Here is an 18907-nt window from a genome sequence, read left to right on the forward strand (position 1 = left end):
GCATGTGATGCCGTGCCGGCACCGACGCAACTTCGACGATACGTATGCCCGGCAAACTGAAAACGGTGATCGCGCACGCCACCGCCGCGGCGGGCCGCAAGCCGTTCGAGCCAGGGCGCGTGCGACGCCAGCAGCAATGGCTGCTGTACGGAAGCGGCGTGGTGATCACGGTGTTCGTACTGGTCTGCACCGCGCTGGTTGCGCGAATCGACCTGCAGGAATCGGTTGTGCAGTTCCGCTCGGACTTCCTGGTGCGCAAGGCCGATCTGTTGGCGGAGATGGAGGTGGTCAGGGCGCTCCAGAATCGCTACGTCGAGAACCTCGAACTGATCGCGCGGCAAGGTCCGACTGCATCGCCCGCTACGCTCGGGCGGTTCGTCGACGATCGCGGCAGATTGGTCGCAGCGGGCCAGGCAGGGCGTGTGGCGTTTGCCGCGTTCGCGGTCGCGCCATCGTCGCAACCGGTGAGCGCCTACGCACCCTTGCTCGGCAAGCTGCTGGCGCAGGTCGAGTTCACCGGCAGCATGCCGATACAGCAGCCCGGCGACCCGGGGATGGGCGGGTATCTGGTCGATCCGGACGGCAATTTCGTCGTTGTGACCGGCTATCCGCTGGTCAAGCAGGCGCGGGCGCTTCCGGCCGGTTTCGACATCAAGGCATTGGTCCGGCAGTTGCAACCGTCGCGCGATTTCGTGTCGGCGGCGGCTGCGCCGGATTACCGGAAGATTCTCCTTGATCGCCGTGAGGATCCGTTGACCGGACGCTCGGTGCTGCGGTTCGTGCAGGCGGTGCGCGATGGGCAGGGCAAGCCGATCGCCTGGTTCGTCGTGGTCACGCGGCCGGCGGTCGACGATTTTCTCCGTTCCTCGTCGGCGGGCAAGGACTACGCGCTGGTCAGCCCCAACGCGCAGGTGCTGACCGGTCGCGCGGCCGATCCCATGCTGACTGCCCGGGCGCTCGACTTTACGCGTACGGCGCATGGCGAACGCGCCGCGGCCCATCGCGTCGGCATGAACATCGTGATCGGCGACCCGATGCCGGGGTTCCGCGAAGTGCTGACGGCGACGATTTCGTGGCGTAGCCTGTTTGACGATGTGGCCGTCCGCCTGGGTATTGCGGTCGCTCTCGCGCTGCTCGCGATCGCCACGGTATGGTTAGCGATCATCATGTTCGATCGGCGCGCGCTGCGCCCCGCCAATCGCCGCGCGATCCGCCTGATCGAAAGCGAGGCGCTGAACCGCACGCTCATTCGCACGGCGCCGGCCGGCCTCATGTTGCTGTCGCTGGCCAACGGCGAAACCATGGTGCGCAACGACGCCGCACAGGTCTACGGCGACACCGGTCCGGCGCCGTCGCTCGGCAAGCGTATCTGGCAGGCCTACCACGACAGCATGGCGAGCGGGAAAGCGCGGCGCGTCGTCACGCACGAGGTGCCGGTCGAGCGGGCCGACGGCGGCACGACCTATCTCGCCGTGCATATCGTCCGTACGCGCTATCGCGGCGTCGATGTGCTGCTCTGCACGCTGACCGACATCACCGCGCGCAAGCAGGCCGAGGACAAGCTGCGCGAGGCGCGGGAAGCCGCGGACGATGCGAACAAGGCGAAGTCGACCTTCCTCGCGACGATGAGCCACGAGATTCGTACGCCGCTGAACGCGATCGTCGGCAATCTCGAATTGATGACGCGCGCGACGTTGCCGGTCGACGAGCGGCGGCGTCTGCAAACGGTGATGTCGTCGTCGGATGCGCTGCTGCGCGTGATCAACGACGTGCTCGACCTGTCGAAGGCCGAATCCAACCAGATGGTACTGGAGGCCATGCCGTTCGATTTGCGTGCGGTGCTGCACGACGTCGCGGCGATCTTCCGCCCGCTCGCGGAGGCGAAGCATCTGGCGCTCGACTGCCGGATCGCGCCAGAGTTGGCCGACGGCTACATCGGCGATCCGACCCGGCTGCGCCAGCTCGTATCGAATCTCGTCAGCAATGCAATCAAGTTCACGGAGCGCGGCGGCGTAAGCATCGATGCGCGGCCGGCATCGGGCGAAGGGGCGGCGCGCAGTCTCGAGATCGCGGTGCGGGATACCGGAATCGGCATTCCTGCCCGCAGCCTGCCATCGCTGTTCGACGTCTACATCCAGACGGATGCGTCGATCTATCGCCGCTTCGGCGGTACCGGGCTGGGTTTGCCGCTGTGCCACCGGATCGTCCGGCTGATGCATGGCGATCTGGCTGTCGAGAGCCAGCCGGGCGAAGGTACGACAATCACGGCCATGTTCCCGCTGCCCGCCGCGCCTGCCGACTGGCGGGTAGCGCTCGACCAACCGCACGCCGACGCGCCGATCGCGCCGGCGCGGCCGCACGAAGACGAAGCGCCATTGCGTGTACTCGTGGCGGAAGATCACCCGGCGAGCCGCGCGTTGCTGCGCGATCAACTCGATGCACTGCACTACGACGCGACGATCGTCGCGAACGGCATCGAGGCGATGCGTGCGTATTTTTCGCATCCGTTCGACGTCGTGCTGACCGATCTCGGCATGCCGGAGCTCGACGGGTTCGCGCTGGCGAACTTCTTGCGCGAGCAGGGAGCGCGCGTGCCGGTGATCATGATGACCGCTCATGCAACCGAGGAGGACTACCGTCGCTGCACGCAGGTCGGCGCGGTGGAGGTCGTGCTCAAGCCGCTGTCGATCGATGCGCTCGACACGGTGTTGCGGCGGCACGGACGATGCGGTGCCGTGGCCGGCTCCGCCGCCGTCGATTCCGGTGATCGTCGGCCTCCGGCGATCACCGACGAAATGCGTGAAAAGCTGCGTAGTGCGACGGTGCGTTCGTTGACGGCGATCGACGAAGCGCTGTCGCGCGACGACGCCGAGCCCGTCAGGATTGAGCTGCATTCGATGCGCGGCGGTTTCGCGCTGGCCGGCAATGCGCAGGCAACCGATGCGTGCGCGCGAGGCGAACGCACGCTCGCCGAAGGCGGCGTCGATGCGCTGAAGCCCGAGTGGCTGGCGATACGAGCAGTTGTCGAGGCCGCGCTTTCGAGGTTGTCCGGCACCTGAGCCGCCTGGCGTCGCATCTGGCCACGCGGCCAAACGTCGCGATCCGATTGACAAGGTTCATGCGGTGCCGACCACAGGCGGTTTCATGCGAGGCCGTCTTCCTTTCCTCTCGCTTTCTCGTTCTCGAGCGTCCGCTCGCGGGACGAATCCCGCTTCCATCGTATGGAATCCCTGAATTCGATCGGAGTTCAGGTATCCAAACGGCTGAAAATCAGAATTTAGTACATGTACTAGTTATTTCTATGTAGATATCGTTCAGCAACTAAATACCAAATGTGCGTGGATTGGCATCATTCATCCTGCTCTGAAAAGAGTCGTTCAATCACGTTTCATTTGGAGAAAATCGTGGCTCTCAACAAGAAAATTCTCGCCGCAGCAGCGGTCGTCGGCATGGTCGCAGCAGGTTCGGCAATGGCCGCTGACGGCACGATCAATTTCACTGGCAGCATCTCGGCGGCATCGTGCTCGATCACGGGTGGTGCGGGCACCAACGTGACCGGTGAAAAGGGCAAGCAGGACATCGCGGTCAACCTCGGCAAGGTCAGCGCCGATTCGATCGGCGGCACGGCCGGCGGCGGCATCGCGGGCGGCACGTCGATCAGCCTGAACCTCGACTGCGGCAATACGGCAACCGACCTGACGCTGATCAAGATGAAGTTCGATCCGCGCGCGGGCTCGGGCGTCGACGGCAAGAACAACAAGCTGCTGCAGGTCTCCGGAACCGCCAAGGGTGTCGGCATCGGCATCTACAACGGCAGCAACACGCTGGTGAACCTCGCGGCCAACGAGACGATCGATGCACCGCTGGTCAAGGGTGGCACGGAAGCCGCGCCGGTCTACACCGCGGCCCTGGATCTGCGCGCCGGTTACGTCGCCAACGGCGACAAGATCGAAGCAGGTTCGGCGAACGGCACGCTGCCGTTCACGCTGACGTACGAGTAAATCGTCCAACCGAGCGGCGAAATGGCGCGAGCCGTTTCGCCGCCGCCTCCAGGTTCGAATCCGATATGAAGAAATCTCTCATTGCCGGGCTGGTCGCGGCCAGCTCGATGTTTTTTTTGTCCACACCGTCGCATGCTGGCATTTCGCTGTCAGGTACGCGTGTTGTTTATCCTGGGCAAAGCAAGGAAACATCCGTCGTCGTCAAGAATCAGTCGAAGGACGACGTGATGATCCAGTCGTGGATTGAGTCCCTCGATGAAAAGCAAGGCGACTTGCCATTTGCTCTTACGCCTTCGCTGAGCCGGCTCGGAGGCGACAAGCAGCAGATCCTGCGAATTTTCTATGCGGGAGAAGGCTTGGCGGCCGACCGGGAGTCGGCGTTCTGGTTGAGCGTGCAGGAGATTCCGCAGCGCGCGAAGGGCGACAATTCGCTGCAAATCGCCGTTCGCCAACGTATCAAACTCTTTTATCGGCCCGCCGATCTGCCCGGCAAAGCAGACGAGGCACCTGCCCAATTGAAGTGGCGTTGGAACAGCGACGGCGGAAAGCCGGCGCTGGACGTCGTCAATGACACCCCCTATTTTGTTTCGCTCGGCCACGCAAGCCTCAAGGTCGGCACGAATGCCTATCCGATCGTCACCGAGATGGTCGCACCCAAATCCGTGAAGCGTCTGCCGATTAAGGACTACACGGGGCATGCGCAACCGGTGAACGCCAAGGTCGAATTCAGTTCGATCAACGACTTCGGCGCGACTGTCGACGCGCAGGCCGATATGTCGAAGTAGCCCGCCACGCGCCGGATGGCCGGCCGGATTCTTCACGATAAATAAATACGTTCTACTAATAAAGGAGAGGTGCGTATATCCGATAGCTCGCTCGAGTGACAGGTGCACGCAACAAGGACATGAACACAACTGTCAAGAAAATCGTAGAGGCTTGCCAGCGCGCGTCTTGTCTGATGGCGTTCGGCGCCATCATTGCACCTGTTGCCGGTAATGCGGCCGAGTTCAACGAGATGTTCCTCAAGAAGGGGGACGGCCCCGTCGAACTCACATACTTCGAGCGCGGCAGTTCGATCGCGCCCGGCATCTACGACGTAGACGTATCGTTGAACAAGCGGCGCGCGAAACGCGAGTCGATTGCGTTCAAGGAGGACGCGTCGGGCGAAGTGCGCCCGATGATCACGTATGGTTTGCTCAAGTCGCTCGGCGTGGATTTGAAGCGTCTCGAGCGCGAGCACAAGCTGGAAGCGGGTCTGGACGACAACTCGCTCGTTCGTCTCGACCAGCTGGTAGACGGTGCGGCCGCGAGTTTCGACGTCGGTACGCTCACGCTTGATATCAGCATCCCGCAGCTCTATGTGCCGGGGCAAATACGTGGCCTTGTCGATCCGTCGCTCTGGGATGAGGGCGTCGCCGCGGCCTATTCGAACTATCAGGCGAACTTCAGTCACGATACGAATTCCGGATATCGCAGCGACTACGGGTATCTCGGGTTGCGCAATGGCGTGAACATCGGCGCCTGGCGGTTCCGTAACGAGTCGGCGCTATCGTGGCGGCGTGGCTCGCCGTCGGAATTCAGCGTCAACCGCAGTTACGTCGAGCGCGACCTGAAAGGCATCAAGGGCCGATTGGCCGCGGGCGAGGTGTACTCGTCCAGTGAAATCTTCGACAGCGTGCGTTTCCTTGGCGTGCAAGTCAACTCCGATACGGGGATGCTGTCCGACAACGAAGTCGGCTATGCGCCGGTGGTGCGTGGTATCGCGCAAAGCAACGCGGTCGTCGAAGTTCGTCAGAACGGTTACGTGATCTACTCGGCGTCCGTGACGCCGGGCGCGTTCGAGTTCCGGGACATCTACCCGAGCGGCTCGAACGGCGACCTCGAGATCAGGATCATCGAGTCCGACGGGAGCACGCGCACTTTCCGGCAATCGTATTCGTATCTGCCCGTCATGATTCGTCGCGGCACGATGCGTTACGCATTTTCGGCCGGTCAGTATCGCGGCTATGGTCAGTCCCGCCCCAAGTTTGCCCAAGGGTCGCTGGTCTACGGCGTGTCGGACAACCTGACCGGTTATGGCGGCTTGATCGGCGCCGAGCGCTATGCGGCGATTGCGCTCGGCGTCGGCTATAACTCGCCATTGGGCGGGATCTCTTTCGACGTCACGCACAGCCAGTCGAGCACGCAAGGCCGCAAGTCGACCGGGCAGAGTCTCCGCTTCCTGTATTCGAAAACGCTGACATCTACCGACACGACCTTCACGATGGTCGGCTATCGCTACTCGACCGACGGCTATCGCACGTTCAGCCAGCACGTCGACGATCTCGATCGCCAAGGCGGGGGTGGGTATCGTCGTCAGAAAAGCCGCGTCGACCTGAACATCAACCAGTCGCTCGGGGCGAGAGGTTCGATTTACGCGAGTGTCGGCGACACGAGCTACTGGAACCGCGGCGGCTCGAGCCGCAACATTCAGCTTGGTTATAGCGGCGCGCTGAAGAATCTCAGCTACAGCGTCTCGGTCGCGCATACGCGGGACACCGGCGCATTCGGCCGTGCCGACACGCAGTTTTCCGCATCGGTCAGCATCCCGATCGGCGGCGGTGCGCGTTCACATCGTGCGTTCGCGAACACGGTGGCGTCGACGAGTGGCGATGTGAGCGTCCAGGCGGGCGTGAACGGGTTCCTGAACGAAGCCAATACCGTCAACTACTCCGTGCAGGGCGATTACCGCAAGGATTCGGGCGGATCGGGCGGCGTGGGCCTCGGTTGGGATACGCCGATGGCCAAGCTGACGTCGAACTACACGCAATCGGGCCACGGGAAACACGTCGACGTCGGTGCGGCGGGTTCGATCGTCGCACACAGCGGCGGTATCACGTTGGGCCAGACGGTGGGCGAGACTTTCGCGATCGCGGAAGTACCGGGCGTGCGTGGCGCACGCTTCTCGTCGTCGTCGAGTATCAGCACCGACCGTCGCGGCTACGCGATCGTGCCGTATGCGCAGCCGTATCGCTACAACTGGCTGAACATCGATACCGAGAGTCTCGGTTTCGACACGGACCTGACCGACAACTCGAAGTCGGTGGTGCCGACGCGCGGTGCAATCGTCAAGGCCCGCTTCACGGCAGAGACGGGTCGCCGTATCCAGTTCGACGTGACGGGCAGCAACGGTGACAAGGTGCCATTCGGTGCGACCGCGTACGACGAAAACGACAAGGTGCTCGGCATGGTCGACAACGCATCGCGTGTGCTCGTGTTCGGTGTCAAGGATCAGGGGCGCCTGTCGATCCGCTGGAGCGAGGGTTCGTGCGAAGGCAACTACGCGTTGCCGGAACGGAAGAAGTCGCTCGCGTACGAGCGGGTGGCGATGAGTTGCAAGATGGCAGGCCGATGATTGGCAGATGAAATGAAGAGTTCGGCGGGATGCAAAGTCAGAATGTTGAGCGTCCCGTATCCGATAGCTTCAGGCCATCGACGGGGATGGTGAAAATGGACATGTAAGCCGCGAAATAACAGGCTGGCGCCTTTTATACATGGATCTCGATTTGCTGCAAATACTTGCAGTGAAATCAGGCAAGCGGCTTTGCTCTTTCGGTCGGAAGAGGGTGATGAAAATATTTGCCGTTTGTACGTTCGCCGTTGCTGCTGCGATTCCAGCGTCCGCGTTTGCGGAGTGCCAGGTCAGGCAAAACTCGGGCCAAATTGTTCCTTTTCAGAGAGTCGAGTTTCCGTCCTTTCAACCCGCAGTGTTCGATCCCGAGGTTCCGAACGGTACTGTCTTGTATCGAGCTAACGGGACCGCTAGCGGGGTAGGGGGCGTCGCGACCTGCGATGGGAAAATCATGGGCACGCGGATGTATCGGGGAATGGATGCCTATAATTCGACCTATAGTACATATGCGACTTCTGTAGAGGGCGTTGGCTATCGAATCGCGGGAGGCATCAACACGCCCCAATGGTGGCCACAGCAGGACTACTACGATGGGACAGCCGCGCCTCTGGCTGATTCGGCCTATTTTACGATCGAACTTGTCAAAACTGGACCGATCACGTCCGGAGGGGTTTTAACCGGGCAGATTGGGCAAACATATTTCGCCGATCAAGGATATGTGGCCCGCCGCCTTTTCTTGACCGGAGGCTTACCCATCAAGCCTACGGTGCCGACCTGTACCGTGCGGAACAAGGTGATTGGCGTACCGCTTGGTTCGGTCTCGGCCAAGTCGCTCGAGACCGGCGGTGGGTCGGACTTCAAACCATTCTCGATCGATTTGGACTGTTTTGGCGGAACGCAAGGAGCGTCGACCAGAATGTTCATAACCATGACCGACGCTGCGATCCCGGGCAATCGCAGCGGCGTGCTGACGCTGGCGTCGTCCGGTTCGAGCGCGGCGGCTGGAGTCGGCGTGGAAATCCGGCGGGCGGACGATACCATCGTCCGTTATGGACCCGACTCGTCGGCATCCGCTAATCCCAATCAATGGTTTGTCGCGCAGCAGGGTAATGGGCATGTGTCCATTCCGTTGAAAGCGCGCTATCTGCGAACCGTGGGGCCGATGAAGGGTGGAACGGCTAATGCAACGGCTACCTTCACGATGAGCTATCAGTAACCCGTGCAATGCAGGTTTCAATGGCCTTCAACTCAACGCCGATTTCTCCGGATCCAGGTTCAAGCCCCTGCCGGGTTCCATCGTCACTTGCACGGGATATTACGAGAGGGGAGGGCGCGTAGATATTCGGCAAGTACGAGCCTATGTATGAAATCGCTCTGTCGTGCATGGTTTTACGCGACGAGTCATCGAGCGTGCGGCCGGTGGAAGGCGTCAAATGCGAGCCGATAGTGGACGGTAAGCGCGTTGGCTGAGTAGCTATACCGTTACCGGCTATAGTGCGTCCATTGATCCGGGCCTTTCTCGGGCCGCGGCAATCAAGAAAGCCGTCCCCAGTTTGGGTACGGCTCACCGCGATTTCACTGGTAGCTCATCGTGAAGTTTGCGATCGCATTTGCCGTTCCCACTGTAACGCGCGGGCTGGTTTGCACATAGCGCGCCCGCAGTGGGATGCTCATGCCAGAAGCGCCTTGGGCGACCGACCCGCCCAGCCATTGATTGGTGTTGCCGATAGCAGAGGATGCGGGACCGTATCCAAGCACGTCGTCGCCCTTCAGGATCTGAAGGCCCACGCCGGTGGCTTTGGAGTCCTTCGACAGCGATAGCGTTTTCGACGTGTTCCCCGGGTTCGTTGCATCGGTCAGCGTGACATATACCTTGGCGGAGGTACCCTTGTCGCCGCCCGAACAGGAAAGGTTGATCTCGAACGATTGTGACGGCGCGGTCGCGCCGACGCCGGTGAAGACCGTTGAGGCCAACGTCTTGCCCATCGGCACCTGTATGCGCGGGGTCGTGACCGTGCAACTCGGCACCTTGGGCGTGACTAGAACAGGTCCGGCGAAGCGATATTCGGCCAGTACCTGCCCGCCGTCGGTGTTTGCCCTGTAGTAGGCATAAGCGCCGCTCAATACGCCGCTCTCCGTGATGTTTCCGGTCTTGATCAGTTGGATTTTAGGCGCGTAATTGACGTTCCAGGGCGTCTCCCACCCTGGGGGTGCACCGCTAGAGAAGGGAGCCACCTCCCCTCTGGGCGATACGATTCGCATTCCGACATTGGGTATGGAGGTCGGATAGATGTTGGATGCGCCGGGTGTGCCGACACCTGTCATGCGATTCACGAATTGGAAATCGCACTTCGTCAGGGGATTCTGCGGATCGGTCGCATTGGTGAAGGAAAGCCCCGTCGCTGTCGCCTCATAGATGACGCCGCCGATCGGGATGTCGCCGGGGCTGAAAGGGGGCGGGTTGAATCCGCGCCCGGTGACGATAAAGTAATCGCGGCCGTCAGTTGTGTTAGCCTTGCACGCTGCAAGAGCGTGAATGGGAAGTACTGCTGATAGAAAAAGGGCGAGTTTGATTTTCTTCATTGTCGGGAATTGGAACCAGGAGTGGTCGCCCGAATTTCCGGGCCATCGATCGACGATGGACGCTGGAGGCGCATCCGTTGCTGATCGACTAGTGTGATGTGGTTAATGACGTTGGCTCATTATCCATTGGCAGAGCGATGAGCGAAATGAGACAAGTATTAAAGTCGCTCCCGGAACGGTGTCGCAGGCGCATGCGCACCGAACGGCTTTCGTGCTTCGATCGGGCTGCATGCAGACCGCATCCACGCATTGACTAACGTCGTTCACTCGATGTTCGAACCCCTTGAACATTCGAATGGCCGGCCGTCCGGTATGCCCGGCCGGCCAGTCTTTTAGCCAGCGAAGCGGAGCCGCCAGCTACGCGCGTTCACGTTGCGCGCGCCGCGTCAAGGCGTTCGGGCGTCGTTGAACTCACCACACCGACCGCCATACCGGCATGCTCAGGCCCTCACTTGCCCGTAGTTGACACCGACCAGTTGACGCTGGATCTGGTTGTAGCCGTCCGTGACGTCGATCCGGCTGCTGGTGGACGAGTTTTGGAGGGAGCCGAAGTTTCCGCCCGCAAGGCCGCCGGCGATTGCGATGACCGCGCATGCGATCGACGCGGTGTCGCGCCGGCACGGCAAACGCGAGCCGACGGCGGGAGCCGATCCGGCGGTGGCGAGTGCCACGCCCGTCATGACGGACGAGATGCGCGACAGCTACGAACGGCGACGCTGCACTCGCCTGCAGTGATTGACGATGTGTTGTCGCTTGATACTTCGATCCGGTTCGGAGCGAACTGCACTCGTTGTGCGGCGGCTTCGCGCTGGTCGGCGACGCGCTGGCGCGGGACGCGTGCGCCGCCATGGAAGGATCGTCAACGGCGGCGGAACCGACGCGCTCGAGGATCGCTGGCCGGCGTTCCGGGGCGAGATCGCATGCGCCGTCGATCGCTGATGGCCGATCGAACGACATTCAGAGCTGGGCTCGTCCTTGTCGGTTCAGCGTGGCAATTGCGACGCCACCCGTCGGCAAGGCAAACCGCAACCGACGCGAAAGTAGTCGTTCCGCCCATCCTTGATGCTGGCGCCCGGATGTATCGATTCGTTGAAGCGTGTGTTGCCAAATTTAGCCTGCGGACAAATCGCATGGATCTCACAAATTGATAAGAAAATAATTATTTGATGTGACGTGCGTGCATTTGTGGGCCTTATTGTTCTTAAAAGCGCTCTTGAAACTCGATTTTTATAAAAAATAGAGTTTTCATAAAATCGAGATGTTAGTTCCGGTGCGACCCATAAAAATTCAAATATCGTTCGGCAACTAGATACTGAATTTGTAAAGGTTGTCATTATTCTATTAACTCTTGGTCGGGTTTCCATTCCGATAAGGCGCTTCCGAGTTTAGTCAAAACTGGAGAAGATAGTGACGGCTTTCAACGAGAAGATTCTCGCCCCGGCGGCAGCCGTAGGGATAATCACCGCAGGGTCGGCCATGGCGGCCGACGGCACGATCAATACCGGAAAGATCACCGCAGCATCGTGCCCGATCACGGGCACCGACGGCACGAACGTGACCGGTGAAAAAACAAGCACAACATCGACGTGAACCTCGGCACGGTGAGCGTCGACTCGATCGGCGGTTGGTCGGCCACGGCATCATGGGCGGCACGTCGATCAGCCTGAACCTGGACTGTGGCAACACGGCAACCGCTGTGACGCTCGTCAAGAATGCCCGTGTTTGGCATCCAGGATCAAGGGCGCATGTCGATTCGCTGGAGCGAAGGTTCGTGCGAAGGCAACTACGCGCTGCCGGCGCGGCGGAAGGCAGTCGCATATGACCACGTGGCGATGAACTGCAAGATGGCGGGTCGGTAAGCGCCGAGTGATGGTATTGCGGCAGGAGATTATTTCATGCGGAAGATGAAGTCCATTGGACGTTTATCGATTGTTTTTGGATTTTGGTCTGCGCTCTGCACGGGCTCGGTGGTGGCGGCCACGGTAGGCGACTGCTCGTTCCATGACATGTTCCATCGACCGACCGTGGACGCGAGCGTCGAATCCTATGCGTCGTGGGATGTGGGTGAATTCGATCCGAATGTGCCGGATGGAACCGTACTGTAGGAAGCGGCGGCAAGTATCGTGAAGGAAAACGATGTCTATTTGGTTTTGTGTAAAAAGGACGTCGGGTGGACGACCCTCGCCGGCATCGGAGCACGCGGGCCGTACGAGACCTACGCATCCAGTGTTTCCGGTGTGGGCTTGCGTTTTTTGTATAATGATGGCAAGTACGTTTATCCCCATAGGATGTTCAGAATGGGAGGGGCGCTTGCCCTCATGGCGCTCAGAAATACAAGAATTCAACTCGTCAAAACCGGGCCCATTACGGCTCAAGGAAAAGTGACGGGAAAAATCGCGCAATACACATTCGACGATAGAAATTTAGTCGTAGGCAGGCTCTATATTGCGGGCAGCGTGGAGATCAAACCCAAGGTGCCGACCTGCAGCGTCCTCACGAAAACGATCACCGTTTCCATGGCGAGCGCGAACGCAAAGCGCTTTACCGGAGTCGGTTCGACGTCGCCCGGCAAGGCGTTCGACATCAGGCTGAACTGCGGAAACGGCACGCACGGGGCGACGACCAAGATGTACATCACAATGACGGACGCCACCCATCCCGATAACCGATCCACCATGTTGTCCCTCAGCAAGGATTCGACCGCGAGCGGCGTCGGCTATCAAATCGTGCGCCAGACGGACGGATCGCCGGTTACCTACGGGCGCGATTCGTCCGAGGCAGGCAATCCGGGACAGTGGTTCGTCGGTCAATATGGAAACCAGAGCGCGGATATTCCGCTGGTGGCGCGCTACGTTCAGACTCAGCCGAAGATCAAGGCTGGCACCGCGAATGCAGCGGCCTCTTTCACGATGAGCTACCAGTAATACGCACGATGCCGGGTTCGAATGGCCTCGAACCGGCAACCGATCCGGCGAGGTCACTGCCCGGATGGCTGGTTCGCTGCAATATTTCCGAGCCAGATCGTCGCCAGCGCCCGTCCTGCCGCCGGTCGCATGGCTGTATCGTCAGGATCGCTCCGCGCGAGTGAGCCGGCGTTGTTCGTTTTGTTTCCGCATTCCCCCAAAAATCAAAAAGCCGGCCGTCGGATATGCCCGATCGGCCGGCCTTTTTGACCGGCAGCCCGGAGGCTGCCGGCCCGACACGGTGATGCCGCTGGCGACACGTCACGGCGTTCGGTCACCGGTTCGAACCGATGACGCGGAACGCCATGCCGATGACGCTCAGGGCTTCACTTGCCCGTAGTTGACACCGACCAGCTGACCATGGAACTGGTTGTAGCCGTCCGTGACGTCGATCCGGCTGGTGGTCGATGAACCCTCGAAGCGGCCGAAGTTTCCGCCCGCGAGGCCGCCGAGCCTTGCATGGCGGCCGCCGGAAACCGTGCCGCTCGACGACGACGCCTTGACGATCCCGCCGTTGCTGCCGATGAGGCCGCCGACGTAGCTGGCGTCACCGCCCTTCGCCGAACCGGTCGCACGCGACTGATCGACTGTCCCCGTCAGTTCGCCGATGAGGCCGCCGACGTTGGCATTCGCGCCGCCCTCGGCATCGCCCGACGCGCTGGACAGGGTCACGTTGCCCCGCTCATTGACGCCGATCAGGCCACCGACCGCGGAGCTATCGCCGGCCTTCGCCGAGCCGCTCGCACGGGATTCGGAGACTTGCGAGCGATTGCGCCCGATCAGCCCGCCGACCGCACTCGAGTGGCCGGCCACGACGTTCCCGCTCGCTTGGGCCGCGTGGATCGTGCCGTTGTTGATGCCCGCGAAGCCGCCCGCGTTGCTCGCATAGCGGGCGGTGACGTTGCCGGACGCGGTCGACGTGTCGATCTTGCCCGCGTTGTAGCCTGCGAAGCCGCCGACCGTGCTGCTGTCGGTGGCGATCACGTCGCCGGACGCGCCGGATGCGTCGATCGTGCCCTCGTTCAGGCCGACGAAGCCGCCCGCGGTGCTGGCGCCGCCGCCCTGGACCCGGCCAAGTGCGCGGGACGTTTCGATGAAGCCGCTGTTCACGCCCGCGAAACCGCCGGCCGTCGAATTGTCTCCGACGCGCACGCTGCCGGTCGCCTTCGACGCCCGGATGCGCGCATTTTGCTCGTTGCGGCCGACGAAGCCGCCGGCCGTGCTGTCCGAACCGACGACGAGGTCGCCAGTCGCGGTCGATGCGTCGATCTCCCCGGTGTTGACGCCGACGAGCCCGCCAGCTGCCCAGGTCTTGTCGCCCGCCGTCACGCGGCCGTTGGCTTGCGAATTGCCGATGCGGCCGTGGTTCGAGCCGACCAGCCCGCCGACTATGCCGAATTGGCCTGCCACGACGGTGTTGTCGGCGACGGACGACTCGATCGTGCCGAAGTTCAGGCCGACGAGGCCGCCTGCGGTCGAGATGTCGCGAACCAACACGTTTCCGCTGGCGCGCGACGCTTCGATGGTGCCGAGGTTGATGCCCACCAGGCCGCCGGCGATCGCGTTGCCGTTTGTCCTCACGGAGGCGGACGCGGAAGACGACGACTGGCGAATGATGCCGTCTTCGCGGTTGAGCCCGACGAGGCCGCCCACCATCGCCGCGTCGCCGTCCGCCACCACGCTGCCTGCGCTCGACGAGCGCTCGATCGTCCCGTTGTTGATCCCGACGAGGCCGCCCGCGGAGCCGTCCAGGCCGACGCTGACTTGCACGTCGGCATGGCTGTCGCGAATCGTCGCCGTGGCCGGCGACCGGTCCAGCCGCGTCAGGTTCTCGCCCGCGAGGCCACCGGCCGCCATTACGCCTCGATCGCCACCCACGAAGCCTGATACCGTCGCGTGTTCGATCGTGCCGCCGTAGTTGCCGCCGACCAGGCCGCCGATGATCGTGCGCCCCTTGGCCGACACGGCCACGTTGAGCGCCGTCACGTTCGAGATCACGCCGGTGTTGATGCCGGCGAGCGTGCCGCCCAGAACCGGGCTACCGTAGGGCAGGCCCGTTACGACCGTCATGGTGCTGCGCAAGTTGAGGTTTGCGATGCGACCGGCGTTCTGGCTGAACAGGCCGACGGTCGTCGAGCCTGGATTGTAGATGGACAGGCGGCTCAGCGTATTGCCGAGCCCGTCGAAGACGCCCGAGAACGCGCGGTCGCCGCCGATGCTGCGGAGGCGCTCGGTGTAACCGTTGTCGATTGCGTTGCCGAGCACATAGCGGCCCTTCAGGTCCGCGTCGATGCCGCGCAGGTCAGCGAGCGTGTGCAGCACCTTGTAGTCTTCGCCGTTCGAACGATACGATGCGTTGTCGCCGGACAGCGTGACGACGGCCTGGTCGCCGGTGAACGTATGGCCGTTCGTCGAATTCAGCTCGAGATGGGCGTTGCGGCCGGTCAGCTTGATCGCATCGTTCACGCGGATCTTGTCGGCGGCATTGACGACGACACTGGCCTTTTCGCCTGCGGCAGACAGCGCCTGCTTCAGTTCGACGTCGCCGTGCTGCGCGGTGAGCGTAAGCGCGCGGTCGCTGTTCCACGCGACGGGGCCGTCGACGGTCAGGTTGCTGCGCGTGTTCGTCAGCGCGACGTTCGTGGTATCGAGGTTGCGCGACAACGTGTCGGCGCCGATCGACCGGTCGCCGCCACCTTGCCCGTTCACGCCGGCGTTGGCGGCCTCGATCGTCCACGTGCCTGCCGCGTTGCCCGCGCGCGTGTCGACCTGCGTGTCGGCCGCGACGTTCACGCGTTCGCCGCGGGTGAGTACCGTGCCGGTCGCGTCGCCGCCGGCATCGAGCTTGCCGGCAACGTTGACGGTGCCGCCGTCGAGCGTGATCTTGCCGCCTCGGCCGGAGAGCCCCTTCGCTTCGATCGTGCCGGTGTTGTTGACTACCGCATTGAGCAGGTTGCCGGCCGCGCGCGCGGTCATCAGCACTTCGCCGCCGTCGGCCTTCAGCAGACCGCCGTTGGTTGCCTGCGCATCGACCGCGCCACCTTCGACCTGCAGGCTGAGCAGGTCGCTGCCGTCGAAGTTGACCTTGAACGCATTGCCGGCGCCGAGCGCGACGCGCCCCATCTTCGCCTGGATCACGCCGTTGTTCGACACGCGTGCGCCGAGCAGGGCGACACTGCCGCCGTCGGCGGCAGTGATCTTGCCGTCGTTGGCGATCGACGCGGTGGACGTGCCGGAGAAGCGGTAGTTGCCGGCGAGGAAATCGCCGTCGGAGATGTTCTGCGTCGATGCGACGAGGCCGCCGACGTTGATCTGCGCGCCGGAGCCGAACAGCACGCCGTTCGGGTTGACGAGGAAGACCTTGCCGTTCGCGTCGATCTGGCCGTGAATCTGGCTGCCGTTGTTGCCGATTACGCGGTTCAGCGCGATGGACTGGCTGCCGGGTTGATGGAACGACACGCGCTCGCCGCCGGCGACGCTGAAGTCCTGCCAGTTGGTGACGAGCTTGTCGGTATGCTGATTGATCGACATCGACTTGCCGTCCGCGTCGCGGAGGATGTCGGCCTTGCCGTGCGCGATGTTTTCGCCGGTGGGTAGCGCGAATGCGGGCAGGGCCGTGAAGCCGAGCAGCGAGACAGCGGCTGCGGCGACAACACGCTTGCCGCCTGCCGATTTGCCGCGGCGGCGCGCGGTTTCCCCGACTGCGCTCCAGCATCCCTGGGTCTGGTTCCATACCAGTGCGTAGGTCTTGTTCATGAATTGTTGTCTCTCTTGAAGATCCAAAGTTAGTGCTCCGCAAAATCATCTGTATACCTAATGATTGTGCGAAGACGTTGTTCCGGAAGCTCGCTGTCGTGCTGCTTCCGACGATGCGAACCGCAGTGCGGCTCGCAATACTCGCGACCCGGCACGTGACCGGGCCGTTCGTCCACAGCCGCTCAGAAATACCGTGCGGCCTGTATCCAGACGCTCGGTGAGCGCGTGGCCGACGCGACCGCGTAAGCCGGCCCCAGCGGCAGCGCGGCGGTCAGGTTGATTTGATGACGCTCGCCGAACCAGCTTGCACCGACGCCGAGCGACGACAGCTGCACGGTGTTGCGCTCGTGCGCCCACGGTTGCTTGCTGAGCTGCACGCGGCCGGTATCGATGAATGTGCTGAATTGCCAGTGGGGTGCAGCGAAATAGCGCAATTCCGCGCTCGCCTGCCAGCCCTGATCGCCGTTGCCGGCGCCGAGCGCGTACGCGCGCACGCCGTAGGGGCCGCCCAGGCTGAATTTCTCGGACGCGTCGAGATTGCGCGACGATAGTTGCGCGCTGAACTGGGTATAAAGCTGAAAGCGGGTGCCGAGCGCCTGCAGCCGCAACGCGTTGACGTTCAGCTTGGTGAAGCGGCCATGCGTGTGCGCGATGGAATTCATGTCGAAGCCGTCGTTGCCGTCCAGGCGACCGGTGCCGACCGTGACCGAGAAGCCGTTCCGACCGCCGCCGCCCACGCTGTCCTGGCTGTTGCCGCTCAGCCCGACCGTCCACAGGTCGATGCGCTTGTCGTTGTCGAGGTCGAAATAGCCGTAGCTATCGCGTAGGTGCTTGTTGTCGTACGTGAGTTGTGCACTGAGGGTGGCCCGGCGGCTGCGCATCAGCGGTTGCGTGACGAACGCCGACCGGACGTCGGCGCTGCCGTGATAGTCGAGATCCTTCAGGCTGCCGCCGACCCGGTAGTTCATGTCGGAATAGGCGACGCCGATGCGCGTCGACGCAGGACCGACCGGCAATTGATAGGCGGCGCGGTAATAGCGCTGGTGCGTATCGCTGGTCAGCCCGCGCATCGAGAAGCGATCGCCGAGCCGCAACGGCGAGTTGACGTCGACGCTGCCGGTTGCCCGATAACGGCCGGTCAACGGATCGCCGAAGTTGTCGAATTCGAGCGAGCCGGTGGCGAGCGGGCCGCGCTCCGCGTCGACCACGAGATCGGTCGTACCGGGTTCGGTGCCGGGCCGCAGCGTGCCTTTCGCACCGACGCCGGGCATTTCATCGAGCAGCATGAGGCTGCGCTCGAGGCTCCCGCCGTGCGCAATGTCGCCGGGGTGCAGTGCGGCGAGCGGCTGGCGTAGCGCGCGATCGAACACACGTGTCCGATTGTGCAACTCGATTTGCCCGTAGCGCCCTTCGACGATCGCGATACGGACGATGCCGTCATCGATCTCCTGGGGCGGCAGGTAGGCGTGGGCGAGGACGTAGCCGCGCTCGCGATAGCGGGCGGTGATCCGGTTCGCCGCCTGCTGCAACTCGCCGAAGCCGAGGTCGCGACCGACGAGATCGGCGAGCAATGCTTCTAGTCGGATCGTCGGAATCGCCGTGTTGCCTTCGATGACGAACGCGCGGACCGCGACGCGCGGGCCCGCGCCGTCTTCGGCGGCCGGCGCGGGTTCGGCCGGCGCAATGTCGATGTCCGGACGCGTGGCGGCAGGCAGGGACGGACGCACGGCTTCGATGTCACGAATCGATTGCCCGGCGCTGGGTACCTGTGCGTGCGCGAGACTGAAACCGAAGCCGGGAAGGAGCCATGCGGCGGCGATACAGCCGGTTCGCCGGAGAGCGCCGCGCAGGGCGCGGGTGCCGGTCGGCGTCGCGGGGGAGCGTGCGAGGGCGATGTGCGTAATGAACTGCTGGCTCGCTGATACACAGGAGGCGGCTGTCGATGCGCCGACGACCACGGACGCTCGCGTGCGACGGATGATAGGAATATCTCACCCCGGAGAAATAATTGTGGATCTGTCTCAAGCTTTAGAGTCGATCCGTTGAGAATGCCGGGGATATTACGAAAGGGACGCGGTCGTGGATATTGAACAAGTACGAGCGCGTGGGGGAAATCGCTCGGTCTTGCATGATTCTTTGCGAGATGCGCGTGAGCGCCATGCGCGGCGCTGTCGGACGTGGCCGAAAAGCGAGGGTGACGGCCGGTCGTGATC

The 18907-nt window shown here is 62.6% G+C and carries 12 protein-coding genes; 9 read left to right on the plus strand and 3 right to left on the minus strand.

The window, feature by feature from the left end:
• Positions 1-44: 44 nt before the first annotated feature.
• The 5 genes from HWX07_RS14975 to HWX07_RS14995 all read left to right on the plus strand — a co-directional run bounded on the left by HWX07_RS14975 (position 45) and on the right by HWX07_RS14995 (position 8608).
• On the plus strand, positions 45-3059 hold the full coding sequence (locus tag HWX07_RS14975) for a hybrid sensor histidine kinase/response regulator (RefSeq protein WP_175876731.1): 3015 nt from the start codon (positions 45-47) through the stop codon (positions 3057-3059).
• A 345-nt stretch (positions 3060-3404) separates the two neighbouring features.
• Complete coding sequence (locus HWX07_RS14980) at positions 3405-4001, plus strand: fimbrial protein (protein ID WP_244129992.1); 597 nt, start codon at positions 3405-3407, stop codon at positions 3999-4001.
• Between the two features lie 65 nt (positions 4002-4066).
• On the plus strand, positions 4067-4786 hold the full coding sequence (locus HWX07_RS14985) for a fimbria/pilus periplasmic chaperone (protein WP_175876733.1): 720 nt from the start codon (positions 4067-4069) through the stop codon (positions 4784-4786).
• A gap of 230 nt (positions 4787-5016) precedes the next feature.
• The gene (locus HWX07_RS14990) at positions 5017-7395 is read left to right on the plus strand and encodes a fimbria/pilus outer membrane usher protein (RefSeq protein WP_244129993.1); all 2379 of its coding nucleotides are present in this window, start codon (positions 5017-5019) and stop codon (positions 7393-7395) included.
• Positions 7396-7534: 139 nt separating this feature from the next.
• Positions 7535-8608, plus strand: a complete 1074-nt coding sequence (locus HWX07_RS14995) for a fimbrial protein (protein ID WP_244129994.1) — start codon at positions 7535-7537, stop codon at positions 8606-8608.
• Positions 8609-8967: 359 nt separating this feature from the next.
• Here HWX07_RS14995 and HWX07_RS15000 read toward each other — a convergent pair whose 3' ends face one another.
• Positions 8968-9975, minus strand: coding sequence for a fimbrial protein (locus HWX07_RS15000; protein WP_175876735.1), 1008 nt, complete (start codon positions 9973-9975; stop codon positions 8968-8970).
• A gap of 504 nt (positions 9976-10479) precedes the next feature.
• Here HWX07_RS15000 and HWX07_RS15005 point away from each other — a divergent pair.
• The 4 genes from HWX07_RS15005 to HWX07_RS15020 all read left to right on the plus strand — a co-directional run bounded on the left by HWX07_RS15005 (position 10480) and on the right by HWX07_RS15020 (position 12899).
• Positions 10480-10710 carry a hypothetical protein gene (locus HWX07_RS15005; RefSeq protein WP_175876736.1) on the plus strand — a complete coding sequence of 77 codons (231 nt, stop codon included), beginning with the start codon at positions 10480-10482 and terminating at the stop codon, positions 10708-10710.
• A 672-nt stretch (positions 10711-11382) separates the two neighbouring features.
• Positions 11383-11565, plus strand: coding sequence for a hypothetical protein (locus HWX07_RS15010; protein ID WP_175876737.1), 183 nt, complete (start codon positions 11383-11385; stop codon positions 11563-11565).
• A 305-nt stretch (positions 11566-11870) separates the two neighbouring features.
• A complete protein-coding gene (locus HWX07_RS15015; protein WP_175876738.1) occupies positions 11871-12080 on the plus strand; it encodes a hypothetical protein in 210 nt (69 codons plus the stop codon).
• An 18-nt stretch (positions 12081-12098) separates the two neighbouring features.
• Positions 12099-12899, plus strand: coding sequence for a fimbrial protein (locus HWX07_RS15020; RefSeq protein WP_175876739.1), 801 nt, complete (start codon positions 12099-12101; stop codon positions 12897-12899).
• Positions 12900-13256: 357 nt separating this feature from the next.
• On the opposite strand, the gene HWX07_RS15025 is transcribed toward HWX07_RS15020, so the two are convergent.
• Both HWX07_RS15025 and HWX07_RS15030 read right to left on the minus strand, forming a co-directional pair.
• Complete coding sequence (locus tag HWX07_RS15025) at positions 13257-16694, minus strand: GLUG motif-containing protein (RefSeq protein ID WP_175876740.1); 3438 nt, start codon at positions 16692-16694, stop codon at positions 13257-13259.
• 182 nt (positions 16695-16876) lie between these two features.
• Positions 16877-18421 (minus strand): ShlB/FhaC/HecB family hemolysin secretion/activation protein, encoded by a 1545-nt coding sequence (locus HWX07_RS15030; protein WP_244129995.1) that lies wholly within the window; start codon positions 18419-18421, stop codon positions 16877-16879.
• Positions 18422-18907: the final 486 nt, after the last annotated feature.

It is taken from the genome of Burkholderia sp. BCC0097 (genome assembly GCF_902832985.1).
Taxonomy (GTDB): Bacteria; Pseudomonadota; Gammaproteobacteria; order Burkholderiales; family Burkholderiaceae; genus Burkholderia; species Burkholderia orbicola.

What these genes read in the sequence shown, in the direction of transcription:
- HWX07_RS14975 (WP_175876731.1), top strand. Translation starts at nt 45, where the DNA reads ATGCCCGGCAAACTGAAAACGGTGATCGCGCACGCCACCGCCGCGGCG.
- HWX07_RS14985 (WP_175876733.1), top strand. Translation starts at nt 4,067, where the DNA reads ATGAAGAAATCTCTCATTGCCGGGCTGGTCGCGGCCAGCTCGATGTTT.
- HWX07_RS14990 (WP_244129993.1), top strand. Translation starts at nt 5,017, where the DNA reads ATGTTCCTCAAGAAGGGGGACGGCCCCGTCGAACTCACATACTTCGAG.
- HWX07_RS14995 (WP_244129994.1), top strand. Translation starts at nt 7,535, where the DNA reads ATGGATCTCGATTTGCTGCAAATACTTGCAGTGAAATCAGGCAAGCGG.
- HWX07_RS15000 (WP_175876735.1), bottom strand. Translation starts at nt 9,975, where the DNA reads ATGAAGAAAATCAAACTCGCCCTTTTTCTATCAGCAGTACTTCCCATT.
- HWX07_RS15015 (WP_175876738.1), top strand. Translation starts at nt 11,871, where the DNA reads ATGCGGAAGATGAAGTCCATTGGACGTTTATCGATTGTTTTTGGATTT.
- HWX07_RS15025 (WP_175876740.1), bottom strand. Translation starts at nt 16,694, where the DNA reads ATGAACAAGACCTACGCACTGGTATGGAACCAGACCCAGGGATGCTGG.